Annotated in this window: 26 protein-coding genes and 1 pseudogene; 15 read left to right on the top strand and 12 right to left on the bottom strand. The window is 69.1% G+C overall.

Annotation, left to right across the window (positions count from 1 at the left end; genetic code table 11):
* Positions 1 to 5 precede the first annotated feature (5 nt).
* Positions 6 to 338, bottom strand: a complete 333-nt coding sequence (locus QM806_RS09915; RefSeq protein WP_283291238.1) for a 4Fe-4S dicluster domain-containing protein — start codon at positions 336 to 338, stop codon at positions 6 to 8.
* Positions 335 to 1,912: an FAD-dependent oxidoreductase gene (locus tag QM806_RS09910; protein ID WP_283291237.1), complete on the bottom strand. Its 1,578-nt coding sequence runs from the start codon at positions 1,910 to 1,912 to the stop codon at positions 335 to 337. The genes QM806_RS09915 and QM806_RS09910 overlap by 4 nt, the downstream gene beginning before the upstream one ends.
* Positions 1,913 to 2,201: 289 nt before the next feature.
* On the opposite strand from QM806_RS09910, the gene QM806_RS09905 reads away from it, so the two are divergent.
* From QM806_RS09905 to QM806_RS09885, 5 genes are all read left to right on the top strand, one after another.
* The gene (locus tag QM806_RS09905; protein ID WP_005570535.1) at positions 2,202 to 2,756 is read left to right on the top strand and encodes a hypothetical protein; all 555 of its coding nucleotides are present in this window, start codon (positions 2,202 to 2,204) and stop codon (positions 2,754 to 2,756) included.
* A gap of 126 nt (positions 2,757 to 2,882) precedes the next feature.
* A complete protein-coding gene (locus QM806_RS09900; RefSeq protein ID WP_182625224.1) occupies positions 2,883 to 3,800 on the top strand; it encodes a PPE domain-containing protein in 918 nt (305 codons plus the stop codon).
* Between the two features lie 14 nt (positions 3,801 to 3,814).
* A complete protein-coding gene (locus QM806_RS09895; RefSeq protein WP_167120140.1) occupies positions 3,815 to 4,471 on the top strand; it encodes an ESX secretion-associated protein EspG in 657 nt (218 codons plus the stop codon).
* Positions 4,472 to 4,541: 70 nt separating this feature from the next.
* Entirely contained in the window at positions 4,542 to 5,894 is a 1,353-nt protein-coding gene (locus tag QM806_RS09890) for a T3SS (YopN, CesT) and YbjN peptide-binding chaperone 1 (RefSeq protein ID WP_167120137.1), read from the top strand.
* 95 nt (positions 5,895 to 5,989) lie between these two features.
* Positions 5,990 to 6,124 (top strand): hypothetical protein, encoded by a 135-nt coding sequence (locus tag QM806_RS09885; protein WP_005254130.1) that lies wholly within the window; start codon positions 5,990 to 5,992, stop codon positions 6,122 to 6,124.
* 51 nt (positions 6,125 to 6,175) lie between these two features.
* Here the strand turns inward: QM806_RS09885 and QM806_RS09880 are convergent.
* Positions 6,176 to 6,256: pseudogene (locus QM806_RS09880) on the bottom strand (citrate/2-methylcitrate synthase); the annotation flags it as partial.
* Between QM806_RS09880 and QM806_RS09875 the strand changes: the two are divergent.
* A complete protein-coding gene (locus QM806_RS09875; RefSeq protein ID WP_005570538.1) occupies positions 6,256 to 6,852 on the top strand; it encodes a helix-turn-helix domain-containing protein in 597 nt (198 codons plus the stop codon). The pseudogene QM806_RS09880 and the gene QM806_RS09875 sit on opposite strands and share 1 nt — an antisense overlap.
* A gap of 118 nt (positions 6,853 to 6,970) precedes the next feature.
* Here the strand turns inward: QM806_RS09875 and QM806_RS09870 are convergent, their stop codons facing one another.
* The 7 genes from QM806_RS09870 to QM806_RS09840 all read right to left on the bottom strand — a co-directional run bounded on the left by QM806_RS09870 (position 6,971) and on the right by QM806_RS09840 (position 14,651).
* The gene (locus tag QM806_RS09870) at positions 6,971 to 7,525 is read right to left on the bottom strand and encodes a TIGR03086 family metal-binding protein (protein ID WP_283291231.1); all 555 of its coding nucleotides are present in this window, start codon (positions 7,523 to 7,525) and stop codon (positions 6,971 to 6,973) included.
* Between the two features lie 327 nt (positions 7,526 to 7,852).
* Positions 7,853 to 8,278, bottom strand: a complete 426-nt coding sequence (locus QM806_RS09865; RefSeq protein WP_242322799.1) for a hypothetical protein — start codon at positions 8,276 to 8,278, stop codon at positions 7,853 to 7,855.
* Positions 8,206 to 9,438 (bottom strand): glycosyltransferase family 39 protein, encoded by a 1,233-nt coding sequence (locus QM806_RS09860; protein WP_242322798.1) that lies wholly within the window; start codon positions 9,436 to 9,438, stop codon positions 8,206 to 8,208. Before QM806_RS09860 ends, QM806_RS09865 begins: the two co-directional genes overlap by 73 nt.
* A gap of 79 nt (positions 9,439 to 9,517) precedes the next feature.
* Positions 9,518 to 10,651, bottom strand: coding sequence for a methyltransferase (locus QM806_RS09855; protein WP_283291228.1), 1,134 nt, complete (start codon positions 10,649 to 10,651; stop codon positions 9,518 to 9,520).
* 81 nt (positions 10,652 to 10,732) lie between these two features.
* Positions 10,733 to 11,707, bottom strand: a complete 975-nt coding sequence (locus tag QM806_RS09850) for an NADPH:quinone oxidoreductase family protein (RefSeq protein WP_283291227.1) — start codon at positions 11,705 to 11,707, stop codon at positions 10,733 to 10,735.
* Positions 11,695 to 13,362: an AMP-binding protein gene (locus QM806_RS09845; RefSeq protein ID WP_283291225.1), complete on the bottom strand. Its 1,668-nt coding sequence runs from the start codon at positions 13,360 to 13,362 to the stop codon at positions 11,695 to 11,697. Before QM806_RS09845 ends, QM806_RS09850 begins: the two co-directional genes overlap by 13 nt.
* The gene (locus tag QM806_RS09840; protein ID WP_167120130.1) at positions 13,362 to 14,651 is read right to left on the bottom strand and encodes an MFS transporter; all 1,290 of its coding nucleotides are present in this window, start codon (positions 14,649 to 14,651) and stop codon (positions 13,362 to 13,364) included. The genes QM806_RS09845 and QM806_RS09840 overlap by 1 nt, the downstream gene beginning before the upstream one ends.
* Positions 14,652 to 14,951: 300 nt before the next feature.
* Between QM806_RS09840 and QM806_RS09835 the strand changes: the two genes are divergently transcribed.
* The 7 genes from QM806_RS09835 to QM806_RS09805 all read left to right on the top strand — a co-directional run bounded on the left by QM806_RS09835 (position 14,952) and on the right by QM806_RS09805 (position 20,431).
* Positions 14,952 to 15,695 (top strand): SDR family NAD(P)-dependent oxidoreductase, encoded by a 744-nt coding sequence (locus QM806_RS09835; protein ID WP_005570547.1) that lies wholly within the window; start codon positions 14,952 to 14,954, stop codon positions 15,693 to 15,695.
* A gap of 43 nt (positions 15,696 to 15,738) precedes the next feature.
* Entirely contained in the window at positions 15,739 to 16,926 is a 1,188-nt protein-coding gene (locus QM806_RS09830; protein WP_133984722.1) for an acyl-CoA dehydrogenase family protein, read from the top strand.
* A gap of 36 nt (positions 16,927 to 16,962) precedes the next feature.
* Positions 16,963 to 18,156 carry an acetyl-CoA C-acetyltransferase gene (locus QM806_RS09825; RefSeq protein WP_283291222.1) on the top strand — a complete coding sequence of 398 codons (1,194 nt, stop codon included), beginning with the start codon at positions 16,963 to 16,965 and terminating at the stop codon, positions 18,154 to 18,156.
* 4 nt (positions 18,157 to 18,160) lie between these two features.
* Positions 18,161 to 18,745: a TetR/AcrR family transcriptional regulator gene (locus QM806_RS09820; RefSeq protein ID WP_007300526.1), complete on the top strand. Its 585-nt coding sequence runs from the start codon at positions 18,161 to 18,163 to the stop codon at positions 18,743 to 18,745.
* Between the two features lie 54 nt (positions 18,746 to 18,799).
* Positions 18,800 to 19,375 carry a TetR/AcrR family transcriptional regulator gene (locus QM806_RS09815; protein WP_005252730.1) on the top strand — a complete coding sequence of 192 codons (576 nt, stop codon included), beginning with the start codon at positions 18,800 to 18,802 and terminating at the stop codon, positions 19,373 to 19,375.
* An 85-nt stretch (positions 19,376 to 19,460) separates the two neighbouring features.
* Positions 19,461 to 19,934 (top strand): winged helix-turn-helix transcriptional regulator, encoded by a 474-nt coding sequence (locus QM806_RS09810; RefSeq protein WP_054248188.1) that lies wholly within the window; start codon positions 19,461 to 19,463, stop codon positions 19,932 to 19,934.
* Positions 19,935 to 20,017: 83 nt separating this feature from the next.
* On the top strand, positions 20,018 to 20,431 hold the full coding sequence (locus QM806_RS09805) for an ester cyclase (protein WP_054248187.1): 414 nt from the start codon (positions 20,018 to 20,020) through the stop codon (positions 20,429 to 20,431).
* A gap of 68 nt (positions 20,432 to 20,499) precedes the next feature.
* Here QM806_RS09805 and QM806_RS09800 read toward each other — a convergent pair whose 3' ends face one another.
* Both QM806_RS09800 and QM806_RS09795 read right to left on the bottom strand, forming a co-directional pair.
* Entirely contained in the window at positions 20,500 to 21,594 is a 1,095-nt protein-coding gene (locus QM806_RS09800; RefSeq protein WP_269590966.1) for a Glu/Leu/Phe/Val family dehydrogenase, read from the bottom strand.
* A gap of 6 nt (positions 21,595 to 21,600) precedes the next feature.
* Complete coding sequence (locus QM806_RS09795; protein ID WP_332113136.1) at positions 21,601 to 25,113, bottom strand: indolepyruvate ferredoxin oxidoreductase family protein; 3,513 nt, start codon at positions 25,111 to 25,113, stop codon at positions 21,601 to 21,603.
* 138 nt (positions 25,114 to 25,251) lie between these two features.
* On the opposite strand from QM806_RS09795, the gene QM806_RS09790 reads away from it, so the two are divergent.
* Together QM806_RS09790 and QM806_RS09785 are read left to right on the top strand one after the other, a co-directional pair.
* Entirely contained in the window at positions 25,252 to 25,764 is a 513-nt protein-coding gene (locus tag QM806_RS09790; RefSeq protein WP_005252722.1) for an Lrp/AsnC family transcriptional regulator, read from the top strand.
* A 23-nt stretch (positions 25,765 to 25,787) separates the two neighbouring features.
* Entirely contained in the window at positions 25,788 to 26,249 is a 462-nt protein-coding gene (locus QM806_RS09785; RefSeq protein ID WP_005252720.1) for a 6,7-dimethyl-8-ribityllumazine synthase, read from the top strand.
* The last annotated feature ends 24 nt before the right edge of the window (positions 26,250 to 26,273 follow it).

The raw sequence follows: 26,273 nt of genomic DNA, 5'->3' as shown, positions 1-26,273 counted from the left end.
AGTACTCACGGGGTGAAGAGGTGGTTCCGGTCGAGTGTGGAACCCGGCGTGCGACGGCCACCCCACCCGATCACGGCGCGGTAGGCGCCGAGCGCCCCCGACTCCGCCAAACCCTCGGCGTCGGTGTGCGTCGAGTCATCGGGAACCGGGGTGTCGAACGGCGCGACGTACAGCGCGTCGGTGGGACAGTTCGCCTCACACATGAAGCACGTCTGACAGTCCTCCTGGTGCGCGACGACGGGTACCCCGTCCGCGCCGCGACGGAAGACGTCCGTCGGGCAGACCTTGATGCAGATGTCGCATCGCACGCAGCGGTCGGCGACGACGACCTCGATCACGACGCGACCGTCCGGGCCTCGGCGGTGCCGCGTTCCGGCCGCACCCACACCTCGCCCAGTCCGCCCGACAGCGGTCGGCGGGTCTGCGCCGGATCGGCGTCCGGTAGGTCGGTGCGCACGTGCATCCCCCGGGTCTCGGTCCGCGCCAGCGCGGAGTGCGTCGCCCACCGCGCGACGGCGAGCATCGCGGCGGCCGACCGTGCCTGCAGCAGCTCCCGTTCGGTGCCGCCGAGCAGATCGGCGGCACCCGACCACGCCTCGTCGAGGGCTGTCACGCTGTCCTGCAGACTCGTCGCGCTGCGCCGGTAGCTGCGTCGCAGCGGCAAGGTGTGCTCCTGCACGAGTCCGACGATGGAGCGCGACGCCTGCCGACGGGCCGACGGTCCGCGCAGTCCCGCCGCGCCCGCGCCGCGCACCCCGTCGGGGACGGGACGCTTCCGAGCGAACCGGGCTGCACCCGCGCCGGCCCACGTCCCCGAGGAGATCGCCCACGCCCCGTTGTGGCTGCCGCCGCCGCTGCGACCGCCGGTGACGAGTTCACGGGTGGCCGCGTCGCCCGCCACGAACAGGCCGGGAACGTCACTGGCGCAGTCGGTGCCGGCGACCCGGATGCCTCCGGTTCCGCGCACCGTTCCCTCCAGGACTGCCCGCACGGGATACTTCTGCGTGAACGGGTCGATGCCGGCCTTGTCCAGCGGCAGAAAGTAATTCGGTTGCGACGTGCGCATGGCCGCGCGGATGTCGGGCCTGGCTCGGTCCAGACGCGCGTACACGGGGCGGCCGGCGGCGAGGTGCGCCATCGCGGCGCCGCGTGCGGAGAAACCGCCGTCCCCGAGAGTCCGGCCGTCCGCGTCGTAGTACGTGGCGAACTGCATCATCAAACCCTTGCTGTGCCCACTCCACGCCGGTGCCAGCGCGTAGGCCGTCGAGAATTCCATGCCCGAGAACGACGCCTCGACCTCGGCCGCCATCAGGAGTCCGTCGCCGGTGTCGACGTTCGTTCCGAAGCTTCCCGACAGGAATGCGCAGCCGCCGGTCGCCACGACCACTGCCCCGGCACGCACCGACCACGGGGCGTATCCGTTCTGCCGTTGCAGACCCGCGGCACCGGACACGATGCCGTCGCCGGTGGTGAGCAGTTCCAGGGCGGGGCTGTGGTCGAGGATGGTGACCCCGGCGCGGTGCACGCGCCTGCGCATCCGGCGCATGTACTCCGGCCCCTGCAGGCTGGTACGCACCTCCCGGCCGTCGTCGCCGGACGGAAACCGGTAGCCGGCGCCTGCCAGTTCATCCACCCGGTGGTGGGTTTCCTCGGGCACCCGGTACATCCAGGCCGGCTCGGACAGTCTGCCGCCGCCCTCGAAGCGGGCCTGCACCGACCGTTCGCGTGCAGGCCCGGGCGGGACGTTCCACAGGTTGTTGCCGCCCGACGCGGTGGGGCCGCTGGTGCCGCAGTAGCCCTTGTCGGCGAGGACGACCCGCGCGCCCGCCCGGGCCGCCGCCAGTGCCGCCCACGTTCCGGCGGGTCCGCCGCCGAGGACGAGGACGTCGGCGTCGATCTCGAGCCGGCTCACGAAGCGAACAGCATCGCCGACGCGGCGACGGCCGCCCCGGTTCGTTCGGACAGCGGACGGCGGAACAACCAGTCGAGCAGAGACATCGTTACCCCCGGTCGGAGCGGTATGGACACCGCTCGATAGTCGGCTGACCGGCTCGCCCGAACAAGAGTTCTCGTCAGCGTGCGCCGAACCCCGGCAACCATCCAGCGAACCCGCCCGGACGACTCGTCTTCCGGACACATGCGGCAGCCGGCGGCACCGCCCTCTATGGTGGACGCATTTGCACGCCGAGGACGGGTAGCACATGGACGACAGGACTGTAGCGATCGGGGCACTCGCGATTGCCACCGTGTCGGCGGTCTCCGGCCTGATGATCGGTGCCGCGGGCGGCGCGTTCGGCAACCGCGGGCCGGACGTCGTGCCGCCACCGCTGACGTCGGAGGGCCTGCAGGCCGCCGGGCCCTACAGCGCCGCACCGGCCACCTTCCAGGTGTTCGTCCCGCCGACCCCCACCTGGCAGATGGCCGACCTCACCACCCCACGGGCCGTCACGCTCACCACCGAACCGGCTCCGGTGACCACCGCGCCGCCGCCCGCGCCCTCGACGACCCCCGCCCCGCCACCGCCGCCACCCGTCCGGACCACGGTCGCGCCGCCTCCCCCGACGATCAGCCTGGCCCCGGTCACCACACCCGTGACCCGGCCTCCCGTCATCACGACGACCGAGCAGACCGTGCCCCGGATCGCGGCCCCGCCGACGGCGTCACCCGCGGAGCCGACACTGCCGCCGGTCACCACCACGACGACGACGCGTCCGGTGATCACCATCCCGCCCGTCACCACCAGACCGCGGGGCTGAGGCCCACCCGAGCCTTTCCGAGATCGGGAGCGGTGACAAGCCCGGTGCGGGAGTCGGTAAGGTGGCTTCCCGCCGGATTGGGGGGTCCACTCCGGGACCGTGAGTGTCCAGCATCGGAGGTCGGGGATGAGTGGCGGGGAGAATTTTCGGTCGGGCGAGTGGGATCACCGAGCCATCAGGTGTGCGGTCGACGCGCTGAGGCCCGCCGAGTCCGGTGCGGTGGCCGCGGCCTGGGACGACCTCGGACGCCGATTCCAGGAGTCGGTCACCGAGTTCCACGACGCGACCCGTGCCGCCGTCGACACCGGCTGGCGTGGGCCGACCGCGGACGCGGTGGCGTCGGCGCTCGACGACTACGCCGCCCACGCCGGGCAGGTCGGCGGCCGATTCACCGATGTGGCGGATGCGTTGCGGCACGCGACCACCGGAGCCGAAGCGGTCCGCGGCGCGGTGGGTCGGCCCGGCGAACACCCGACCGACTGGACCCGGGTGCTGCCCGTCAACTGGACTGCGGAAGCCGACGCCGACGCCGCAGAACAGAACGCGAAGGCCGCCATGGACACCTTCTACACCTCGGCGTATCGGGTCGCGGACGAACAACTCCCCGCTGCGGGCCTCGCCGCGACCGATGCCGCGGCAACGGCAAACGGTCAGCCGGTGGGCTTCGACATCGGACCGAACGGGGTGCACGGCATACCCAGCGATGAGCAGGTGGCCGAGCCCGAATCCGAATCCGTCCCGCGCAATGAGCACCGCAAGAGCGGCGAGGTGCTGCTCGAGGACTCGCCGGCGCCCGCACAGGGTGCGCCGGGTTCGATCGCGGGTGCGGCGCTGGCCGGGGCCGTCGGCGGCGGGGTGGCGCAGTACGCGCGCAGCATCGTGTCCTCTCACCGGACGACCACCCCCGAACGGCCGGGCGCTCCCGCCCTGCCAGCCGCGCGGGAAGACGAGGCGGAGCCCCCGACGTACCTCGAAAGCATCGACGAGGGAAGCGAACTCGTCGGAAGATTGCCTCTCGTGACACCCGCGGTGATCGGCCGATAGTCGTGGGGCACTGGGTGTTGACCGGCCCGCAGTTCTCGGCGTTGTGGGCCCGGACCGGCCAGGACCGCATTCCGTATCCGTTCAGGGTCACGAGCACGCTGGCCACCGCCGACGAGTACGCGGCGGAGCAGCGCCGGATCCGCGCCGCCTTCTCCGGACCCGAACACGACGCGCTCGAGTCGGCGCTGCTGGTGCTCGCCGAACCCGACCTCCGGATCGAGATCTCCGGTTCGGCAGGCGGTACCCCGGTCCGCATGACGGGAGCCATTGCACGCGGGCACGGGATCGCGGCGGTGCAGCATCCGGGCGCCGAAGTGGTGATCCGGAGCTGCGAACCGTACGACGTCGGCCGGCAGCTGATCGCTCAGCTCCCCGACACCGACGCGGGCGCGGCGGCGGGCGTCGTGGTCCCGCCGACACCGGCCGGGAGCGCACGGGCGGCCCGGATCCTCGACCGGCCGTCGAGGAGCCAGGGGGTCGTCACCGTGATCCGCGGCGCGCGGCACTCACCACGCCCCGTCGGCGGTCTGGCGTGGCGGGACATCGAGGGCGACGGCCGGTACCTCGTGTGGGGCGATTCCGCCGTGGCGGTGGAACCGGGCACGTCGTGGGACCTCCTCGGCGCCGTCACCCGGCTGACCGGACGGATCGCGGCCGGTCACCCCGTCTGAGCGCGCCACCCCCTCCTGCGCTGCGGTCTCGGCGATCGCCGCTACCGTATAGAGCGGAAGTAGGTGATTCGTGGTCGACCCGGACGGAGCAGACATGCAGGACTTCGATCTGGATTCGAGTGTGAACCGCGACTGGGCCGAGTTCCAGCGGCGCCTCGCGGACTATCTGGCAGCGATGCAGGACGAGGACCTTCTGGTCCTCGAATCGGGGTTCGAGGAGCTCGACGAATCCCAGGGGCTGATGCCGTGCATCCAGTTCGTCGTGTGGGACGGGGACACGGTGCGCTGCGAGGTGCCGTCGAACCATTACCTGCACCCCGACCGCGCACTGACCGAGGCCGAGCAGACGTACCTCACCGAGCTGGGCTGGAACCGGCCGACCCGCGGTCCGGACGACGAACCCGATGACGGCTCCCCCGCGTTCTACGTCGACAAGAAGCTGTCGTGGTCGGATCAGCTGGCCGCGATGGCCGTGGCCGCGTTCCGCGACGTCTGGGGAATCACGCATCCCGCGTTCCTGAGCACCGAGACGTCGAGTACGGATCCCGAGGCCACGTTCGACCCCGTTGCGGTGCGGCCGCCGCTGGTCGCGCAGCTCGACCCCGCAGCCGCCGTGATCCCGCGCGACGTCGAGCACCTCCACGAACTGATCACGCTCGCGTTGGTGCCGATGCTCGGATTGCTGCCCGAACGCGACCCGGACGGCGACGTCCCGATCCGGATGGGCAACACCATCCTGTTCGTCGGCCCGCTCGCCGACACCGTCGACGTGCAACTGTTCGCGCCGCTGGTGCACGACATCAGCGACCGCACCCGCGCCGCCGAGGTCACCGCCGACCTCAACCGCACGTGGTCACGGATCAAGTTCGTGCTGGTCGACGACCGGTTGTCGGCGTTCCTGGAAGTGTCGGGCAACCCGTTCGTCCCGCAGCACCTCACGGACAGCTGCAAGGCGTTCTCCGATTTCCTGAGCACCGTCGACAACGAGTTCGCATCGCGGTTCGGTGGCGAACTGTTCTTCCACCGCGACTCCGGCCCGGACGCGGAGGCGGACGCGGCACCTCGCACCGAGAACCGGATGTCGTCCACCGACCTGCCGAAGGAACTCCAGACGCTGTTCCATCTCCATGCCGGGCCCGGAGGCGACACCGATCCGGCTGTCGTCACCGACGTCTGCGGTCACGACCGCGACCGGATCCTCGTGCTCCTGGACACCGGCATCGCCTGGGTGACCCGGTTGCGTGAAACCGACGATGCGTCGGCGGACCAGTGGGAGCGCATCGTCGGCGCCCTGCGCCACGCCCTCCGCACCGTCGTGCTGCCACCGACGGCGAGCGCTCCCGACACCAAGCCGCGGCCCGAGCAGATGGGGCTGTTCACCAACCCCGAGGAGCAGACCCTGTTCGACGATCCGTCGTCCTAGAAGCCGCCCTTTCGACGATCGGTCCGGGTTTCCCGGGATGTGGCGTACTGTCAGCACTATCGGAGCCGTCCAGGTTCCGCATTCAGGGATGGTCCATGGCTGACAAATCGCCCCGCAATTCCATGTCGAAGAAGTCCGGTAAGTCGCTGAAGGAGAAGCGCGCCGACAAGAAGATGAAGACCAACGGACAAAGCGATCCGGAAATCGTCTCGCACGTCAAGAAGCGCTAGCGCCCGTGCGCCTTTCTGGTAGCGGCAGCAGCCACAAAGGCGCACAAGCCGTCAGGCGACGACGGAGCGCTGGGGGACGCCCGAGTACTCGCTGAGCGGGCGAATCAAACTGTTCGACGCGCCCTGCTCGATTGCAGCGGGCCCTTCAACTCCCCGATCGCCGCGGAGGACGAGTCGCTGACCGCCGAGTCCGCCGCGCTCGCGCGAATCGGGTTGGCTCCTACTTCGCCGGGGCGCTCATCCTGCCGTACACGCTGTTCCTGGGTGCCGCCGAATCACTCCACTACGACATCGACCTGCTGGGCCTGAAGTTCGAGGTGGGGTTCGAGACGATCTGTCGCCTGCTGTCGACGCTGCAACGGCCGGGCCAGCGCGGCGTGTCGTTCTTCTTCGTCCGCACCGATGGCGCCGGGAACATTTCGAAGCGCCAGTCCGCCACCGCATTCCACTTCTCCCGAGTCGGCGGCAGCTGCCCGCTGTGGGTGGTCCACGAGGCGTTCGCGAATCCCGGCCGGATCCTCACGCAGGTGTCGAAGATGCCGGACGGGCGCGCCTACCTGTGGATCGCGCGCACCACCCACAGCGGCGGTCTCGGATATCTCGCCCCAGAACGCAATTTCGCGATCGGCCTCGGCTGCGACATCGGGTACGCCGATCGGTTGGTCTACTCACGCGTGCGCGCAACGCGCGTTCCCGCAGCTGGGCCGGTAGGCGCTCCGCGCCCGTGAGTGGTTGACGGGTCCAGGAACTCGTCAACCACTCACGGGCGTAACGCTGCTCGCACCTGAACCTCGGCCATCGCCTCCGCCCTGTCGGTGGCATCGGCGTGGATTGCGAGCAGTGCGGCTAGGGCCGTCGCCCGAACCAGTCGAGGAGTCGGGTCTGCTGCGAAGCGTCGGGAGGCACTGTGCCACTCGGGCCCTCGCCGTACGCGCCGAACGCGAGCATGTCGTCCAGATGTGGTTCGACCACACGAGACAGCCCGGCGACCACAGGCGGGTCGAGAGTTTCATCGAGGCCCGCCGCGCGGAGGAGGTCCCACGCGTGAACCACAAGGTCGACGAGCCGGAAGCGCAGGAACGCTTCGGCAGGGACGTCGCCGCTCGGGCCTGGAACTGGCTGTTCCGGTGGTGCGGTGGCGAAGGCCTCGGCCTGATGTCGTGACGATTCGGCCACCGCGGCAACCGGGTCGTCTCCGAGCTGGTCGTCTGTGAGCATGTTCCGGGCTTGTTCACGACCGACGCCGGCAAGCAGGAGCGCAGTGAAGCGGTTTCCCACCACGACGTGCTCGACCAGGTCACGCACCGACATCTGTGACGGTGTGGGCAGGTCCCATGAGTCCACCGGCAGGTGGCGCACCACGCGCTCGAATTCGGCCGAGGCAGCGAGAATGAGTTCCACCTCTCGCACGGTAGCGGTCGTGGACTTGCTCCGGAAAGGTGCGACGTCGCGGATGTCCTTCTCGGGAACGGCGTACGGCCGGGTTTGCTTGCTGGGCTCGTCAACTAGCGGCGGCGGCAAGCGCCCGAGTCCGGCCCGCGGTGCCGTCGAGATTGTGCTCCGTCGATCAACGAGGCGACTGGACCGGTGGGTTTATCTGGCCGGTGCCCTGCCGCGGCGGCAATCAGGGTGCTCGCCGCGATCTGACGCCAGTGTGCGTCGCCCACCCTGCGAAAGCCCAGGCATGAGGTGGTGGTCGAGGATCCGCCACCGGAACGGAAAAGCGCGCTACGTGCCGCGCCGGACGAAGTGCACGACCTGGCTGACGTTGAGTTGCCACCGCTCGTCCACGTCGAAACCGTAGGACCGCACGACGCGGAAGTTGGCGCCGAGCGCCACCGGATCACGGGAATCGACGGCCGCCCCGGTGTGGCTGTCGACCCCCGCGGATCGGTCGGTGAGCAGCCAGATCGCCGGACAACTCCTGATCTGGTCCGCGATGCGGTCGGGCGCCAGCGTCTCGTCCCACAACTCGCCCAGTTCCGCGGCCGTCGATCCCCGCGAGATGTCGCGGGGAGCGGCGAAGGCGGGCGGATCGACGGTCTCGACGGTGCGCATCGGGCCGGGATTCCAGACGTTCTTCAGGTCGTAGAGCACGCAGTCGCCGGGTGCGGCCTCGGATTCGACGAGGTCGGCGACGCGGCTGTAATCCATGCCGCTCGGCTTGGCGTACGGTCCGCGCTGGACGAGGTAGTGCGGCAGGGCGATGGCACCGAACGTGCGAGGATCACCGCGAGAAGCGGCAGCGATCGTCGTCCGGCAAGGCCGGCGATCCACACCATCGACTGTCCGAGGAGCAGTGCGCACGCGGGGGCGGTGAACGTGAAGTAGCGACCCAGATACACGTTCTGCGACGTCAGCGAATACAGCAGCACCAGCGCGGTGGGCACCACGAGCCAGGGCACCGCGGTCGCGAGAAGCCCGGCCTGGTCGCCGTCCCGGCGGTCACGCTCCCGGACGATGCCGACCGTCACTCCGGCGACGACGAGCAGTCCTGACACAACGGCGACGGGGAGGGCGTTGTCGAAGTACTGCTCGACGAGCACGATCCACACGAGATCGAAATTCCGGCCGGCGATCCACGAGACCTGATCCGCCTGCGATTGCACCAGCACGATCACCGGCGCCGCGATCGCGATGCCCGCGCCGGCAGCCAGGACGAACGACCCGACGCAGCGACGTCCGGTCTTCGTCACCGCCAGCGTCACGACGTGCGCGGCAACGATCAGGATGCTGTAGAGGAACACCGTGGTCGAGACCGCGACAAGCAGCGCATACAGCACCCAGGCGGTGCCCGTCCGCCTGCGCACGGCCACGACGAACACGACGGTCACCCACACCGCCAGCGCCGCGGACAGCGCGTACGAGCGTGCCTCGATTCCGGCGGACGTCACCCGCGGCAGGATCGCGAACACGAGCGCCGCGACCAACGCCACCCGTCGCGTGGACACCAGCTTTCCGAGCACGACGAGGCCGGCGGCGCCGATCCCCACGGCCAGCACACTGGGCAGTCGCAGCCAGAACTCGGTGAGCGGGACGACGCGCAGCCAGCCATGCATGCCCAGGTAGTACGCGCCGTGGACGGCGTCGACGTCGAACAGCAACCGCACCGTGTCGGGGATGTCGCGCCCGGCGACCGAGACGGTGGCCGCCTCGTCGTGCCAGAACGACGGCGACCAGGACCGGAATCCCGAGATCGCGACTGCCACGAGTCCGAGCAGGAGCGGGTCGCACCATGTCGTCCACCCGAGGGTTCCCCGCTCCGCACCGCTGCGCCGCGGCTCGGAAGCCAGCACGGGCAGGGGCGACGTCATTCCGCGGTTCCTCGAGGTAGGTGAAATCAGTGACCTACATGGAGACCGTTCCGGACCGCGTCGCCGTTACGTCCGGCTGCTACCCGGCGGTCGAGTCCTGCGCACCGAGCCGCCACAGCGACGTCACTTCGCGCTTGCGCGCGGCGTGCAACGCATCCGATCGGTCGGCGACCTTGCCGTGCCGGGGCGCCACGTCCCGGCGTCCGAGGACGGTCAGTCCGGCGTCGTCGATCCAGGTCAGTAATTCGTCGCGGGTCCGCAGTCCGAGATGCTCGGCGATGTCGGACAGGATGAGCCAGCCCTCTCCCCCGGGCTCGAGGTGCTCGGCCAACCCGGCCAAGAATCCGCGGAGCATCCGGCTGTCCGGATCGTAGATCGCGTACTCGATCGGCGAGGTGGGGCGGGCGGGAATCCACGGCGGGTTGCACACGACCAGCGGTGCCCGGCCGTCGGGGAACAGATCCTTTTCCACCACCTGGACCTGACCGGCGTAGCCGAGCCGGTCCAGATTCGTCCGGGCGCAGGCGAGCGCATTCGCGTCGAGTTCGGTCGCGATCACCTTCTCGACGCCGCGGTGCGCGAGGACGGCGGCCAGCACACCGGTGCCGGTGCCGATGTCGAACGCCTGCGTGTGCGACGGCAGCGGGGCGTCGGCGACGAGGTCGACGTATTCGCCGCGAATCGGCGAGAACACGCCGTAGCCGGGGTGGATGCGCGCCCCGAGGGCGGGGATCTCGACGCCCTTCTTCTGCCACTCGTGGGCGCCGATCGCCCCGAGCAGGTCGCGCAGGGTGGTGACGGTGGGCTGGTCCGTGGGTCCGTACGCCTCGAGCACCGCCTGCCGTACGTCGGGGGCGCGTCGCAGCGGGACGGTCTGGTCGGCGTCGAACGGCACCAGCAGCATCCCGAGGATCCCCGCCCTCCGCGACTGCGTCTGCCGGTGCAGGTGGAACGCGGTGGTGGGGTCGGTGGACGTCTTGCGGGTCTTACGGTCGGTGCGGGCGGCGACGGCGGTGCCGAGCTGGCGGGCGTTGTGGAAGTCGCCGCGCCACAGCAGCGCCGTCCCCTCGCACGCCAGGCGGTACGCCTCGTCGGCGGTCATCGAGTCGTCGGCCACGCGAATCTTCTTCGGGGGCGTCGCCCCGCTGGTGGACCGCCACACCGCCGAATGCTCGGTGCCGTCCTCGGTCCAGCGGACGAACTCGGTTTCCATGAGGGAGAGCCTAGGCCTACGGCCCGTGAGTGGTTAACGAGTGCAGGCACTCGCTAACCACTCACGGGCGGCGGAGCCGCCTCACCGGAGGGTGAGGACACTCTTCCCGACGGTTCGGCGGTGTTCGAGATCGAGCAGGGCCTCGGCCGCCGCCTCGAACGGGTACCGCGTCGGCTCCGGTATTTTCAACGCGCCCGACGCGAGCAAGGGACATAATTCGCTCCACTGCGCGGACAGTCGTCGGGGGTCCTCGGCCCACCACGAGCCCCACGCGACTCCGACTGCGGACGCGTTCTTCAGGAGCAGCCGGTTCACTTTCACCGAGGGGATGTCCCGGCCGGTGAAGCCCATCACGAGAATCCTCCCGCCCGTCGCCAGGGATCGGACGCTGTCGGTGAAACGGTCGCCCCCGACGGGGTCGACCACGACGTCCACCCCGCGGCCGTCGGTGATCGCGAGGACCTCGTCCCGCCAATTCCCGGTGGTCACGACGTCGGAGGCGCCGAGGCTCCGCACGTACTCCGCCTTCTCCTCACTGCTGACGACCGCGATGGTCCGCGACGCGCCCAGGTGGGGCGCCAGGGTCATCGCGGCGGTGCCGATGCCTCCCGCCGCGCCCTGGACGAGCACCGACTCCCCCTTCTCGAGGCGCCCGCGACGAACCAGCGCGAAATGCACGGTGAGGTAGTTGAACAGCAGGGCGGCGCCCGCGGACATCGAGATCGTGTCGGGGAGGGATAAAGTCGTCTCCGGCGGCAGCGCGACCACTTCCGCCATCGCGCCGCCCACCCCGGTCAATCCGACGACCCGGTCCCCCGGAGAATATCCGCTGCCGTCAGGCGCTGACCGCACGATCCCGGCGACCTCGCCGCCCGGGACGAAGGGAAGTTCCGGCTTGTACTGGTACAGGCCCTGGGTGAGAAGCAGATCCGGGAACGACACCCCGACCGCATGAACCTCGACCAGGATCGCGGATTCGTCCGCTAGGGGTTCGTCGACCTCGACCGGGGCGAGGGCCCGGGGACCGTCGAGCGCGGTGACCATCAGTGCGCGCATGCGGTTGCCCCCGCTGATGTGATCGGGAGTTCGCGGACGGCAGCCCGGCGCAGCTTGCCGACTTCGGTGCGCGGGAGGTCGGACCGGAAGTCGACGACCTTGGGTGCCGCGTAGGGTCCGACGCGTTGCGCGACGAGGTGTGTGAGTTGCGTGACGAGGTCGCCGTCGCCGGCCCGGGCGTCCGCGCGGACGACGACGGCCCGGACCACTCCGCCGCGGATCGGATCGTCGTACGCGACTGCCGCGGCGTCGGCGACCGCCGGGTGCTGCAACAGCGCGTTCTCGACCTCGACCGGGCTGATGTTGTGCCCTGACGCGATGATCATGTCGTCGTCCCGGCCGAGAATCTGCCACCGTCCCTCGGGGTCTGTGACGGCTCGGTCCTCGGTGAGGAATACGTCGCCGCGCCAGCGGTCGGCCCACAGGTCGGGGGTGTTCTCGTAGCCGCTGGACATCTGGTGCCGGGGCTGCCGCACCGCGATCAATCCCGGTTGGCCGTCGGCTACCGGTTGCCCGTCCCGGTCGGCGAGGAAGGTGTCGAAACCCGGAATCGTGGCGGACATCCAGCCCGGGCCGGACCTCGTTTCGGTGCCCTGGGTGTCGCCCAGGAGCATGCCGACCTCGGACAGTCCGTACCCGTTGCGCACGGCGGGCGCACCGGTGCCGGCCCAGGCCGCGGCGACCGCCGCGGTGAGCGGTTCACCGGCAGCGGCGACGGTGCGGAGCGTCGGCGGCACTCCCTCCTGCGCGAACGTCGCCGTCAGTCGCCGCAGGGCGGCCGGCGCGGTGGTGAGGATCGTGGCCTTCTCTTCCCGGATGACGCGATGCCAGGCCTCGGGGACGAACTTCCCGGAGTACATGACCCGCGGCACGCCCAGCGCCATGACGGCGGCACCGGTGCTGTACAGCCCGAACGCCCACGCCGGGTCCGACGTCGAGAAGACGACGCTGTCGCGGGTCGCCCCGAGAACGGCCTTCGCGTAGGGCATGACCGAGACGAAGGTGGCGTGGGTCATGGTGCACGCCTTCGGTGTTCCGGATGTTCCGCTGGTGAACAGCAGGGTGGCGGTGTCCCCGAGTGCCGTGGTCGCGAGCGGGCCGTCGGCGTCGGCCCGGTCGACCTCGGTCCAGAAGGACCGGTCGTCCGTGCCGGCTGCGACGTCGCCGACGACGAACACCGCGGGATCGAGTCCGTGGGTCGCCTGCGCTGCCGCGAGGGCCGGCCGGTACCGCTGATCGACCACGACCGCGCGGACTCCCGCCGCGTCGAGGCGCAGACCGATCGCGTCCGGGGCGAACCCGCCGAACAGCGGCACGTACACCAGCCCGGAGCGCCACGCCGCCAGTGCGGTGATCCAACTCTCGACCTGTCGCGAGAGCAGTCCGCCGACGCGATCTCCCCGCTTCAGCCCCGCGCGTGCGAACACCCGTGCCGCCTTGGCGGCGAGCCTGTCGAGTTCGCGGTACGTCCAGCGGTCGGCCGAGCCGTCCTCGTGCCGGACGGTCAGCGCCACCCGGTTCGGGTCGGCCGCGTAGCGGGTGCAGATTTCGTGGGCCGTGTTGAAGTCGCCACCGAACGGGTCGCGGTCCAGCAGGGATTCGATGTCCTGCCAGGCACCGGCGAGTGCGGACGATGCGAGTCTGTCGGGAGACATCAGTGATTCACCTTTGCAGTTTTCGTCAGGGTCAGGACCAGGACCGTGATGGCACACGCCGCGGCGATGTACGCGGCCAGGGCCCACGAACCGTCCGCCTCGGCAGCGATCGCCACCGCGATGAACGGTGCGGGAGCACTGAACACGACACCACCGAACTGATAGGCGACGGACGCGCCGGTGTACCGGACTTCGGCCGGGAACAGACCGGTGACGTAGCCGGCCACCGCGGAATAGGTGACGGCGTGACCGATGGTGATGATCAGAATCATCGCCAGCAGGACGGCGACACCCACGCCGGTCGACAGCAACCAGAAGAACGGGTACGCGATCGCGGCCATGTAGAGGGACCCGTAGATCAACATCTTCCGTGCTCCGATCCGGTCCGCGATCATCGACGCGTAGGGCACCGACAGGATGTCGAGAACACACGCGACGAGGATGCTCAACAGAATCGTCTGCCGCGAGATGCCGAGTTCCTTCGGACCGTACGACAGCACGAAGACGGTGACGAGGTAGAACGGCACGAGGGAGGCGGCCTGGGTGAGAATCCCGACGCCCAGCGCGCGCTTCTCACCCCGCAGGACCGCGAGGATCGGGAAGTCGGCGATCTTCTTGTTGCGCTTGACGTTCTCGAATTCCGGCGATTCGACGACCTTCAGTCGCACGTACATGCCGACCGCGACCAACCCGGCACTGGCGAGGAACGGAAGCCTCCATCCCCACGCCTGCACCTTGTCCTCGGGAAGCTGCTCGACCAGAAGGAACGCGAGCGTCGCGAGCACGAGTCCGGCAGGCACGCCGGCCTGCGGCCAGCTGCCGTAGAACGCCCGCCTCTCGCGCGGTGCGTGTTCGACTGCCATCAGCACCGCGCCGCCCCATTCTCCGCCGACCGCGAAGCCCTGTGCCAGGCGCGCGAGGACGAGCAGCACGGGCGCTGCGAGACCAATCGCTCCGTAGGTGGGAATGAGTCCGATCGCGACCGTCGACGACCCCATCAGCACCAGGGAGAACACCAGCATTTTCTTGCGGCCGATCCGGTCTCCGAAGTGCCCGAAGACGATCGCGCCTGCGGGACGCGACACGAACGCGACACCGAACGTCGCGAATGCGGCCAGCGTTCCCGACAGCGGACTCAACGACGGGAAGAACGCCTTCCCGAATACCAGGGCGGCCGCTGTCCCGAAGATGAAGAAGTCGTACCACTCGATTGCCGTTCCGACGAAGGACGCGAAGGCAACCTTCCGCGGTTTGACCCGAGTGACCTCCAGGTCGTCGATGACTCTCATATCGAATCTCCCATCGCTGCTGATGTGGGGCGGTGCGGCTGCCGTGTCGATCCGGTGCCACCGCGGTTGTGATCGGGCCGTCGGGCCTCGCCCGGGGTTCGCCGATCGGACATCGCATCAGCACCGTCACCCCGTGTGGCCACGGTCACAGGTCTAGCACATCCCTGACGTCGATAGCAAGCATTTTTGTACCGATCGATCCACTTTGGACTTCGCCTATATATCGAGCTCAAACAGCGATTAACGCGAGTTTCACGAACACCCTGGACTATTTTTGGATCGATCAGTACATTCCTGGGAATGAACGAGAACGATCACGACGCTCCCCGCGTCGCGTTGGTCTCCGGCGGGTCCCGCGGCATCGGAGCCGCCGTCACCACAGCCCTGACACAGCGCGGCTGCCGGGTGGGCTGCACGTACCGGACCAGACGTGACGACGCCGAGAAGCTCGCCGCGGACGCCCCCGAACAGGTACTCCCAATCCGTTTCGACCTGCACGACGACACCACGGCGCCCACGGCGGTGGAGCGCGTCGTCTCGCACTGGGGACACCTCGATTCGCTCGTCCTGAACGCGGGCCAGTGGTCGGGCGGGCGGCTCGTCGAGACGGACCCGGACGCCTGGTGGAGCGTGATAGAGACGAACCTCCGCGGCACCGTCGCCCTCGCCCGGGCCGCGCTACCCCACCTCGCGCACGGCAGGTCACCGAGCATCGTTCTGGTGTCGTCGGTCGTCGGCCTGATCGGTCACGCCGGCGACACCGCGTACGCGAGTGCGAAGTCCGCGATGATCGGCTTCGGTCGCTCACTCGCCAAGGAGGTCGCACGTGACGGCATCCGGGTCAACGTGCTGGCCCCCGGCTTCGTCACCACCGACATGACCGACGCGGTGCCCGACTCCGCACGCAGGCGCATCGAACGAGAAACCGTCCTCGGCCGATTCGGCACCGTCGACGAAATCGCCAAGGCCGCAGTCTTCCTCAGCGAAGACGCCACATTCTGCACTGGCTCCGTCCTCACCGCCGACGGCGGCTGGGCGCTGTGACACACCACGACTGCAACGACCAACAACGAAGGGACACAACACCATGACCGCGACACTCACGCATTCGGTCGGCATTCCGGAGTCGGAGTACCTGGCGCTCCGGGACCGCATTTTCGAAGCGATCTGGTCCGAACTCGATCCACTCGAACAGCGAATCGAGGACGACGAGCAGGTTCCGCACGACATCGTCATGCCCATCCTCGAGCGGATCGGCGCGCTCGGCCTGCTCGTCCCCCGCGAGTACGGCGGCAGCGGCCTCTCGATCGCCCAGTACCTCCCGATCATCGCCGAGTTCGCCAAGGTGCAGGGCGGGCTCCGGGTCATCGTCCACGTGCACAACTCCTTCGCCCACGCACTCTCCGAGATCGGCAGCGACCGGCAGAAGGCGGACGTGCTGCCGGGCACGGCCACGGGCCGGAACTCGGTCGCGTTCGCGCTGACGGAGCCGGGTTTCGGGACGGGCGCCGACCTCGGGTCGACCGCGGTGCGCGAGGGCGACGATTACATCCTGAACGGCGAGAAGTGGTTGATCACCAACTCGGACATCGCGTCTCACTTCATCGTCTTCGCGAAGACATCCGACACCGACGTCTCCGCGTTCCTCGTTCCCCGCGCGACCGACGGTCTCTCGATCGCAGCACTTCCCGAGACGATGGGATGCAAGGGCACCGAGCACGGACGCGTCACCCTCGACTCCGTCCGGGTGCCCGCCACCGCCCTCGTCGGCGTGGAGGGGCAGGGAAACGAGCACCTCGAACGCGCACTGGAGATCAGCCGGGTGTTCATCGCGGCAAGCTCCCTCGGCACGTCCGAGCGCGCCCTCGAACTGTCGATCGCCCACGCGAAGAGCCGTGTCACATTCGGCAAGCCGATCGGCACACGGCAGGCCATCCAGCGCTACCTGGCGGAGATGGCCACCGATGTCTACGCCCTGCGCGGGATCCTAGCCGACGCAGCACAGAAGTGGGATGCCGGCGAACGGATTCCCGCCGAGGCCAGCATGTGCAAGCTGTTCGGCCTCGAAGCCGTCGGCCGGGTGACCGACCGGGCTCTGCTCATCCACGGCGGAATCGGATACACGCGCGCGCATCCGATCGAGCGCCTCTACCGGGACGCCCGCCTCAACTGGCTCGAGGAGGGGACCCCGACGATCCAGTACCTGGTCACGGCGGGACGCCTGCTCGACGGGTACGCGTTCTCCGACGCCTTCGAGACGTCGCGTCAGCCCTGACATCCGCACGACAGCCGCCCTCGAAGGAGGAGAACAATGACGGACCACGACCCCACCGTCCTCGTCGCGGGGGCGCGAACCCCGTTCGGACGCTTCATGGGATCCCTGTCGAGCTTGAGCGCCCAGGAACTGGGTAGCCACGCGATCGGTGGTGCGCTGGAATCGGCCGGCGTCGACGCACTCGCCGTCGACCACGTCGTCATGGGCCAGGTGCTCACCGCGGGCAGCGGCCAACTGCCGGCGCGCGTCGCGGCGGCAGCCGCCGGAATCCCCATGACCGCACCGGCACTGACCATCAACCGGATGTGCCTCTCCGGAATCGACGCGATAACGCTGGCGCACCAGATGATCTCCGCCGGCGACGCGGACATCGTCGTCGCCGGCGGTCAGGAATCGATGAGCACTGCGCCGCACCTGCTGACGAACAGTCGTCGCGGGCACAGGTACGGCGACACGGTTCTGATCGACCACCTCGCGTTCGACGGGCTCCAGGACGCCTTCACCGGGTCGTCGATGGGGGCGCTGACCGAGTCGAGGAATCCCGAGTACGGGATCACCCGGAAGGCCCAGGACGAGTGGGCCGCACGCTCGCACCGTGCGGCCGCACGCGCGCGCAAGGACGGCGTCTTCGCGGCCGAGATCGTTCCCGTTCCGATCAGATCCGGGCGGGGTGAGTCGACCGACGTGAGCCACGACGAGGGCATCCGGGCCGACACCTCGGCGGCCGACCTCGCCGGTCTGCCTCCGGCTTTCGCCGCAGGCGGCTCGCTGACGGCGGGCAACTCGTCACCGATCTCCGACGGTGCCTGCGCCGTCGTGGTCACGCGGAAGTCGACGGCCGTCCGGCTCGGACTGTCGTGGCTGGCCGAGATCGGATCACGCGCTGTGGTCGCCGGACCCGATTCGGGTCTGCACGAGCAGCCGTCAAACGCCATCCAGGCCGCGTGCCGACGCGAGGGGATCGCGCCTCGCGACCTCGATCTCGTCGAGATCAACGAAGCGTTCGCCGCCGTCACACTCGTCTCGTCCGAACGCCTCGGTCTCGACGCGGACCGGGTGAACGTCAACGGCGGCGCGATCGCGCTCGGCCACCCGATCGGCGTCTCGGGGGCACGGATCGTCCTGCACCTCGCGCTCGAACTGCGACGCCGCGGAGGTGGCGTCGGCGCAGCCGCGCTGTGCGGGGGCGGCGGCCAGGGGCAGGCCCTGATCGTGCACGTCGAACGGTGATTCGATGGGCACCAAGTACGACCTCAACCGCGCCGAAATTCTGCGCGTGTCCGCCGAGCTGTTCGCGAGGTCGGGCTACCACGGCACCGGGATCGCAGACCTGGGCACGGCGGTGGGGCTCGGCCGCGGGGCGCTCTACCACTACATCGGCAGCAAGGAGGAGGTCCTGTTCGCGATCAGCAGCCGGCAACTCGCGCAGATGAACACGGTCGCCGACGAACTCGCCCTGACCGAACCGGATCCGGAGCGCCGCCTCCGCGGTCTCGCGCGGGCCCTGCTCCGCAACATCGCCGAACACCGCGCGGAGTGGACGGTGTTCTTCCGCGAGTACCACGCCCTGACCGGTGATCGGCGTGTGCGAGTCGTCGCGGCCCGCGAACGGTACGAATCGCATTGGCGGCACGCGTTCGACCAAGGCGTCCGGGACGGGGTGTTCACACTGTTGCCGCCGTTGATGATCAAGGGTGTGCTCGGCATGTTCAACTACAGCTACCTCTGGCTCACCGCCGACGGGGCCCGCACCCCCGAAGAGATCGCCGACGGGTTTCTCGACGCCCTGATCACCGGGCTGGCCGCGCCGAACCCGTGATCTGGGCCGTCTAGACTCACATCTTCGACCGCCGGGAGACAAAGGGGCCCTTCGATGAGCGACAAGTACGACGCGAACCGGGACCGAGTCCTGCAGGTGGCCGCCGAATTGTTCGCGAAGTCGGGCTACCACGGCACCGGGGTCGCCGAGATCGGCGAGGCCACCGGGCTGGGCCGGGGCGCGCTGTACCACTACATCGGCAGCAAGGAGGCAATCCTCTACGAGATCAGCAGCCGGCAACTCGCGCAGATGAACACGGTCGCCGACGAACTCGCTTTGTCCGAGGCCGATCCGGAGAAACGGCTGCGTGGCCTCGCACGTGCGCTCATGCGGAACATCGCCGAGCACCGTGCGGAGTGGACGGTATTCTTCCGCGAGTACCACGCACTGACGGACGAGCGGCGGGATCGCATCATCGCCGAACGTGAACGCTACGAATCACATTGGCGGAACGCGCTGGAGCAGGGTATCCGCGACGGACAGTTCCGTGCTCTGCCGCGGCTGATGGTCAAGGGCCTGCTGGGCATGTTCAACTACAGCTACCTGTGGATCACCCCCGCGGGCGCCGAGACACCCGAAGAGATCGCGGACGAGTTCCTCGACGCCGTCGTCACCGGGATGCGGGCGTGAGGCGCTTCGCGCCCGTGCGCGGTGAGCGAGTCTCTGCACTCGTTCGCCGCGCACGGGCGGCGGAGCCGCTGAGTATCCTCGTTGCATGAGTCCGTCGTCGGCCACCCCTGCCCGTTGCTCCATCGCGCGCACCCTCGAACTCTTGGGCGACAAGTGGACGCTGCTCATCGTCCGCGAAGCCTTCTGGGGCCACAGCCGGTTCTCGGAGTTCACCCGCAGTCTCGGGGTGGCGTCCGACGTGCTCACCGCACGGTTGGCGATGCTCGTCGACGAAGGAATCCTCGAACGCCGCGCCTATCGTCAGGAGGGGTCGCGGGAACGTCAGGAGTACGTGCTGACCGAGAAGGGCAAGCAGTTGCATGTCGTGATCGGGGCGCTGGGCCAGTTCGGGCGCGACCATCTGCCGCGGCCGGGTAGCACCTCCCCCGAGTACACCGACGAGACCACCGGCGAGGCCGTGTCCCTCGCCTTCGTCACCGACGACGGTCGCCGCGTTCCGGCATCGACTCTGCATGTACAGCAGGGCGCTCCGGCCCCGGCCGGCAATCCGCAGGATTAACCGGAACTCGTGAGGAACGGGGCGCGACCTCGTCGTATCCATGCTAACTTGGAAATTCCAAGTTAGCGAGAGGCAAGGAAACCATGTCTGTACAACACGGAGTTCACGCAGTCGAGAATTTCTGGGCCCGGGTGTGGCAGTCACCCCAGGATCCCCACGCGATCGACGAGCTCGTCGTCGACGATTTCGTCATCGTCACCGGCGGGGAGGCCATCCGCGGCCGCGACACCTTCAAGGAATGGGTGCTGAAGTTTCAGACGACCGTCGAGGATCTGGAGTTCATCCCCGTCGAAACGTTCCAGAACGAGGACGGTTCCCGCGTCGCATCGCTGTGGCAAATGACCGGCCGCAATCGCGGATTCATGGGCACCGAACCGGACGGGCAACCGATCCATCTGACGGGCACCGCGGTATGGAACGTCCGCGCCGACGGGATGCTCGAATCCAACCGCGTCGAGCGCAATGCCTGGGAACTGCACCGGCGGCTGACGGCCTAGGCGCTTCGCGCCCGTGAGTGGTTAACGAGTGCAGGGACTCGTTAACCACTCACGGGCGGCGGAGCCGCCTACTTGGCTGCAGCGATGCGGGCCTCGGCGACGGCGTCGGCTGCGGCGCCGGCGAGGATGCCGTCCCGCTTCGCGACATCGAGGATCCGGACGACGGTGGCGAAGATCTTCTCGACCTGCGCGCGGACGTCGTCGGCGGACGTGCCGAGCCGCTCGCCGGCGACCTGGATGAGTCCGCCGCCGTTGGCGACGTAGTCGGGCACCCAGGTGATGCCGCGTTCGCCGAGGTCGTGCTCGACCGCGGGGTGGGCGAGCTGGTTGTTCGCGGCCCCGCAGATCACCTGTGCGGTGATCGCGGCGACGGACTCGTCGGTGAGCGTGGCGCCCATCGCGCAGGGTGCGTAGACGTCGAGTTCCTGGCCGATGACGCTGGACGCGATCTTGACCTCGGGGAAGTCGCGGGCGACGCGGTCGAGTGCGGCGGCGTCGACGTCGGTGGCGACCACCGATGCACCGTCGGCGAGCAGCAGCTTGATCAGCTGGTAGCCGACCTTGCCGGTGCCCTCGACGCCGACGGTGCGGCCGGCGAGGCTCGGGGTGCCCCACTTGGCCTGGGCGGCGGCGCGCATCCCCTGGAACACGCCGAGGGCGGTCATCGGGGCGCTGTCGCCGGACCCGCCGGCGGACGTGTTGCGTCCGACGACGTAGTCGGTGGCGCGGCCCATCACGTCGAGGTCGTCGGAGTTGGTGCCCACGTCGCCGGCGGTGATGTACCGGCCGCCGAGCGTCTGGACGAAGCGGGCGTACGCCTCGAGCAGCGCCTCCGACTTTCCGGTGGCGGGGTCGCCGATGATGACGGCCTTGCCGCCGCCGAGGTCGACTCCGGCGATCGCCGACTTGTAGGTCATGCCCCGCGACAGGCGCAGCACGTCCTTGAGGGCGGCGGCCTCGTCGGCGTACGGGTAGAAGCGGGTGCCGCCGAGGGCCGGTCCGAGGGTGGTGTCGTGGATCGCGACGATCGCCTTCAGTCCGGTGGCGGGGTCCTGGAAGAACGTCACCTGCTCGTGGGCGGTGTCGGTGGGGAAATCGGTGCGCTCGAACACTCCAGCGGTTTCGGGCAGTGCGGTGTCGTGACGTTCCGCGGTGAGAGTCATGTCTTCTCAGGACCTTTCCGGAGTGGTGGCAATCGTGATGGTGGAGGTGTCGACGCCGAGTTCGGCGAGACGCTGGAGGTAGACGGTGACGTTGCGCAGCTTCACGTCCTCGTAGCCCCGGACGAGGTCGGGGGTCGCGGCGATCAGCGTTGCGGTGTCGTAGGTGTCGGCGGAGAGGTCGGCGACGAGGCCGGCCACCGTGGTCTCGTAGTGCGCGAGCAGCTGACGCTCGAGACGACGGACCTTGGCGTAGCCGAACGGGTCGAACGCGGTGCCGCGCAGGAACTTCGCCTTGGCGAGGGTCTTGAGCGCGACGTGCGAGCGGGGGCCGAAACCGATCTTGGTCTTGCGGCCCATGGCCTTGAGGACGGGCGGGTGCAGCTTGTAGGTGAGCTTGCCCGCGCCGGGGACCTCGCCGGCGGCGGCGTCGAGGAACGCCTGGTCGGTGAGCATCCGGGCCACCTCGTACTCGTCCTTGTAGGCGGTGAGCTTGTGCAGGCCGGCGGCGACGGCCTCGCTGAACTCGGTCCGGCTGCCCAGCTCGCGCTCGGCGTCCCACGCCTGCTGCACCAGGGCGATGTAGCGGGCGGCGACGCGGTCACCCTGGAACGCAACGAGGTTCGCGGCGCGGCGTTCGGTGAGTTCGAGCGTCGTGCCGTCGAGGGTGGATCCGGCGAACAGGTGCGTCGGGACGACGGTGTCGCTGCGCTGAGCCACGGCGGCCGAGCTGGTGGCGGCCAGGAAGGCCTCCCGGTCGGCGACGGCGACGCGTCCCCAGTGGAACGCGGCCTTGTTGGACTCGACGGCCACCCCGTTGATCTCGAGGGCCTCCTCGATGAACCGTGCGGGGACGGGCAGTCCGCCGGCCTGGTAGGCCGCACCGACCAGCAGGAAGTTGGCGGCGGCCGTGCTGCCGAACAGTGCGGTGGCGGCGGCGAGCCCGTCGATGGCGGTCAGTTCGCGGGCCGAGACGTCGAGCCGCTCGAGCAGCTTGTCCTCGTCCGGGTAGCGGACGGCGGGGTCGTAGACCATGTCGCCGGTCGGGGTCTGGCTGGTCGACGCGACGGTGATGGTCCGGTCGGAGCTGCCGAAGCCGGCGTACTTGGCGTCGGCCGCGGTCAGCAGGTCGAATGCGAGGACGCAGTCGGCGGTCGCGGGGCTGATCCGGTTGGACGGCGCCGAGCTTCCCGACCTCGTCTTCTGATCGCTGAGCCGCAGGTGCGACGTGACGGGTCCGGCCTTCTGGCTGAGACCGGTCTGGTCGAGTCCCTCGACGTGCAGCCCGGCGCGCAGCGCGGCCATGCCCAGCACCTGGTTGACGGTGACGATGCCGGTACCGCCGACACCGGCCATGAACAGGTTGTGCGTTCCGGTCCACACGGCGGGATCGGGGTCGCCGACCTCCGGCGGAACCGGGATCTCGCGCAACGTCTTCGGCGCGCCTTCCTCGGGCAGCTCGACCGTCACGAACGACGGGCAGTCGCCCTCGAGGCAGGAGTAGTCGGTGTTGCAGCTGGTCTGGTCGATCTTGGTCTTGCGGCCGAATTCGGTGTCGACGGGCTGCACGGACAGGCAGTTGGACTTGACGCCGCAGTCGCCGCAGCCCTCGCAGACGGCCTCGTTGATGACGACGCGGGTGCGGCGGGCGGGCAGCTTGCCGCGCTTGCGCTTGCGGCGGGCCTCGGCGGCGCACTGCTGGTCGAAGATCAGCACGGTGACACCCTCGATGTCGCGCAGGACGCGCTGCGCCTCGTCGAGCCGGGTCCGGTCCCACAGCAGTGTGTTGGCGGCGAAGTGGGCGCCCTTGTGCCGCTTGGGATCCTCGGCGCACACGATGATCTGCTTGACGCCCTCGGACGCCAGCTTGTGGGTCAGCTGCGGCACGGTCAGCCCGGCCTCGGCGTCCTGCGCGCCGGTCATCGCGACGGCGGAGTTGTAGAGCACCTTGTACGTGATGTTGACGCCGGCGGCGACGCACGCCTGCACGGCGAGCTGACCGGAGTGGAAGTAGGTGCCGTCGCCGACGTTCTGGAACATGTGCTTGACGTCGCTGAACGGGGCCTGCCCGATCCACTGCGCGCCCTCGCCGCCCATCTGGGTGAGCATCGTGACGGCGCTGTCGGTGCGACCGGACATCGTGACCAGCGTGTGGCAGCCGATGCCGCCGCCCGCGATCGATCCCTCGGGCACCGCGGTGGAGCGGTTGTGCGGGCAGCCGGAGCAGAAGTACGGGGTGCGCGACGTCGGGAGGACGGTCAGCTCGAGGCGCGGCGGTGGGGCCGGCGTCAGCGCGACCCGGTCCTTCAGGACGCGGCGCAACGGTCCGGTGAGACGGGCGGCGGTCAGTTCACCGTCGACGGGGATCAGGTTCTTGCCCTGCGTGTTCTTCTTCCCCAGCACCGCGGGCGCGCTGGCGCCGCCGTAGAGGATGTCCTTGAGCTGCGACTCGACGAACGGCATCTTCTCCTCGACGACGAGGACCTGCTCGACGCCGTCGGCGAGTTCGCGAACCTTGTCGGCGCCCAGGGGGTAGGGCATGCCGATGCGGAGGATGCGGATGCCGGCGTCCTCGAGCTGGGAGTCGCCGAGCCCGAGGTCGAGCAGGGCCTGGCGCAGCGAGTCGTAGGCGGTGCCGACGGCGGCGATGCCCAGCCACGCGGTGCGCGGGTTGACCTCGATCTTGTCGATCTCGTTGGCGGCGTTGAACGCCTCGACCATCGCCCAGCGCGGCCCGTACAGGTCGGCCTCGGCGTAGACGCTGTCGGGCGGGGATGCGAGCACGCGCTGCCGGTACGACCACGGCTTGCCGTTCCACTCGATCTCGGGGAGCTCGATGTCGAGGTCGGCGAAGTCGCGGTCGAGGGTCCAGAGTCCGTCGGCCACGTCGGCGACGATCTTCATGCCCGACCAGCAGCCGGAGATCCGCGACAGCGCCACACCGTAGAGGCCGAACGTGATGACCTCTTCGGCGTTGCGCGGGAAGAACACGGGCATGCCCATCGCGGCCATGGACCGCTCGCTGGCGCAGGGGATGGTGGAGGACTTGGCGTTGGGGTCGTCGCCGACGAGGACGAGGACGCCGCCGCGGGCGTTGGCGCCGTACATGGCGGCGTGCCGGATGGAGTCGCTGGCGCGGTCGAGGCCGGGACCCTTGCCGTACCAGACGCCGACGACGCCGTCGTGGGTGCGCTCGCCCTGCGGGAGGTCGACCTGGCTGCCCCAGACGGACGTCGCGGCGAGTTCCTCGTTCATGCCGGGCACGAACTTCACGTCGTGGTCGGTGCTCAACGTGGGGATGGCGGCGATGGTGCGGTCGAGGCCGGCGAGGGGGCTGCCCTGGTAGCCGGAGACGAACGTCGCGACGTTCAGTCCCGCGCGGCGGTCGCGTTCGTGCTGCTCCACCAGCTGGCGGGCGATGGCCTGGACACCGGTCATCAACACCGGGCCTGAGTCGGCCCGGTATCGGTCGGCGAGATCAAAGGATGCTGCACTGGTGCGAGCGTCGTCTAGCTGAGTCATCTGCGATTCCCGATCCGTCGCGTTGAGCATTTCGTGAGCTTGATCCTGTATCTGGTCTAAGATTTGGTCAACGCAAATCGGATCAACTGATCAGTTCACGCAACAGGTGACGGTCGTCACTTCCCGGAGGTACCCAAAGTGCTCAGCATCGACAAGCTCGACGTGCAGTTGCTCGGACTGCTCGGCAAGGACTCACGCATGAGCGTGGCCGAACTCGCCAACTCGCTGGGCGTCGCCCGCAACACCGTGCAGTCCCGGATGAAGCGCATGGAGACCAGCGGACTGCTCACCGGCTTCCGCCCCAACCTCGACCTCGCCGAGGTCGGGATTCCCATCCAGGCGTTCGTCGGGCTCGAACTCGAACAGGGCAAGCTCACCGCCGTCGGCAACCGCCTCGTCGACCTGCCGGAGGTCATCGAGATCCACGCGACCACCGGCCGCGAAGACCTGCTGGTGCGGGTGGCCACGTCCACGCACGCGGAGCTGCAGAAGTTGCTGGAGAAGATCGCGAACCTGCCCGGCATCACGCATTCGACCACCACCATCGCGCTGACCAGCCCGCTGCCGTACCGGATTCAGCCGCTGCTCGAGCATCTCACCGACGACTCCGGGTGGGGCCGGTCCACGGCACTGCCCCGTTCCCAGCGCTAGCTCCGGTGCAGTAGTTTCAGACCATGAGTGAGAGTCAGGGACGAATCGCGTTCATCCAGGCCACGTGGCACCGCAACATCGTCGACCGCGCACGCGAGGGCTTCACCGATGAGGTGAACACGCTGGGGTATTCGAAGGACGAACTGGACTTCTTCGAGGTGCCGGGCGCGTTCGAGATCCCGCTGCACGCACGCCGCCTCGCCCTCACCGGCCGTTACGACGCCGTCGTCGCCGCCGCGCTCGTCGTGGACGGTGGCATCTACCGGCACGAGTTCGTCGCGACCGCGGTGATCGACGGCCTCATGCGCGTGCAACTCGACACGGATGTGCCGGTGTTCTCGGTTGTGCTGACGCCGCACCACTTCCACGAGCACGACGAGCACCTCAACTACTTCCACGATCACTTCGTGAAGAAGGGCGCCGAGGCCGCTCGCGCCTGCGTCGCCACCGTCACGTCGCTGAAGTCGCTCCCGACCGCGAACTGAGATTCGCCCACTCCGAACCCGATA

The sequence above is a fragment of the Rhodococcus sp. IEGM 1351 genome (assembly GCF_030056875.1).
In the GTDB taxonomy this organism is placed as follows: Bacteria; Actinomycetota; Actinomycetes; order Mycobacteriales; family Mycobacteriaceae; genus Rhodococcus_F; species Rhodococcus_F opacus.
This window is presented reverse-complemented; position numbering and strand designations above follow the sequence as displayed.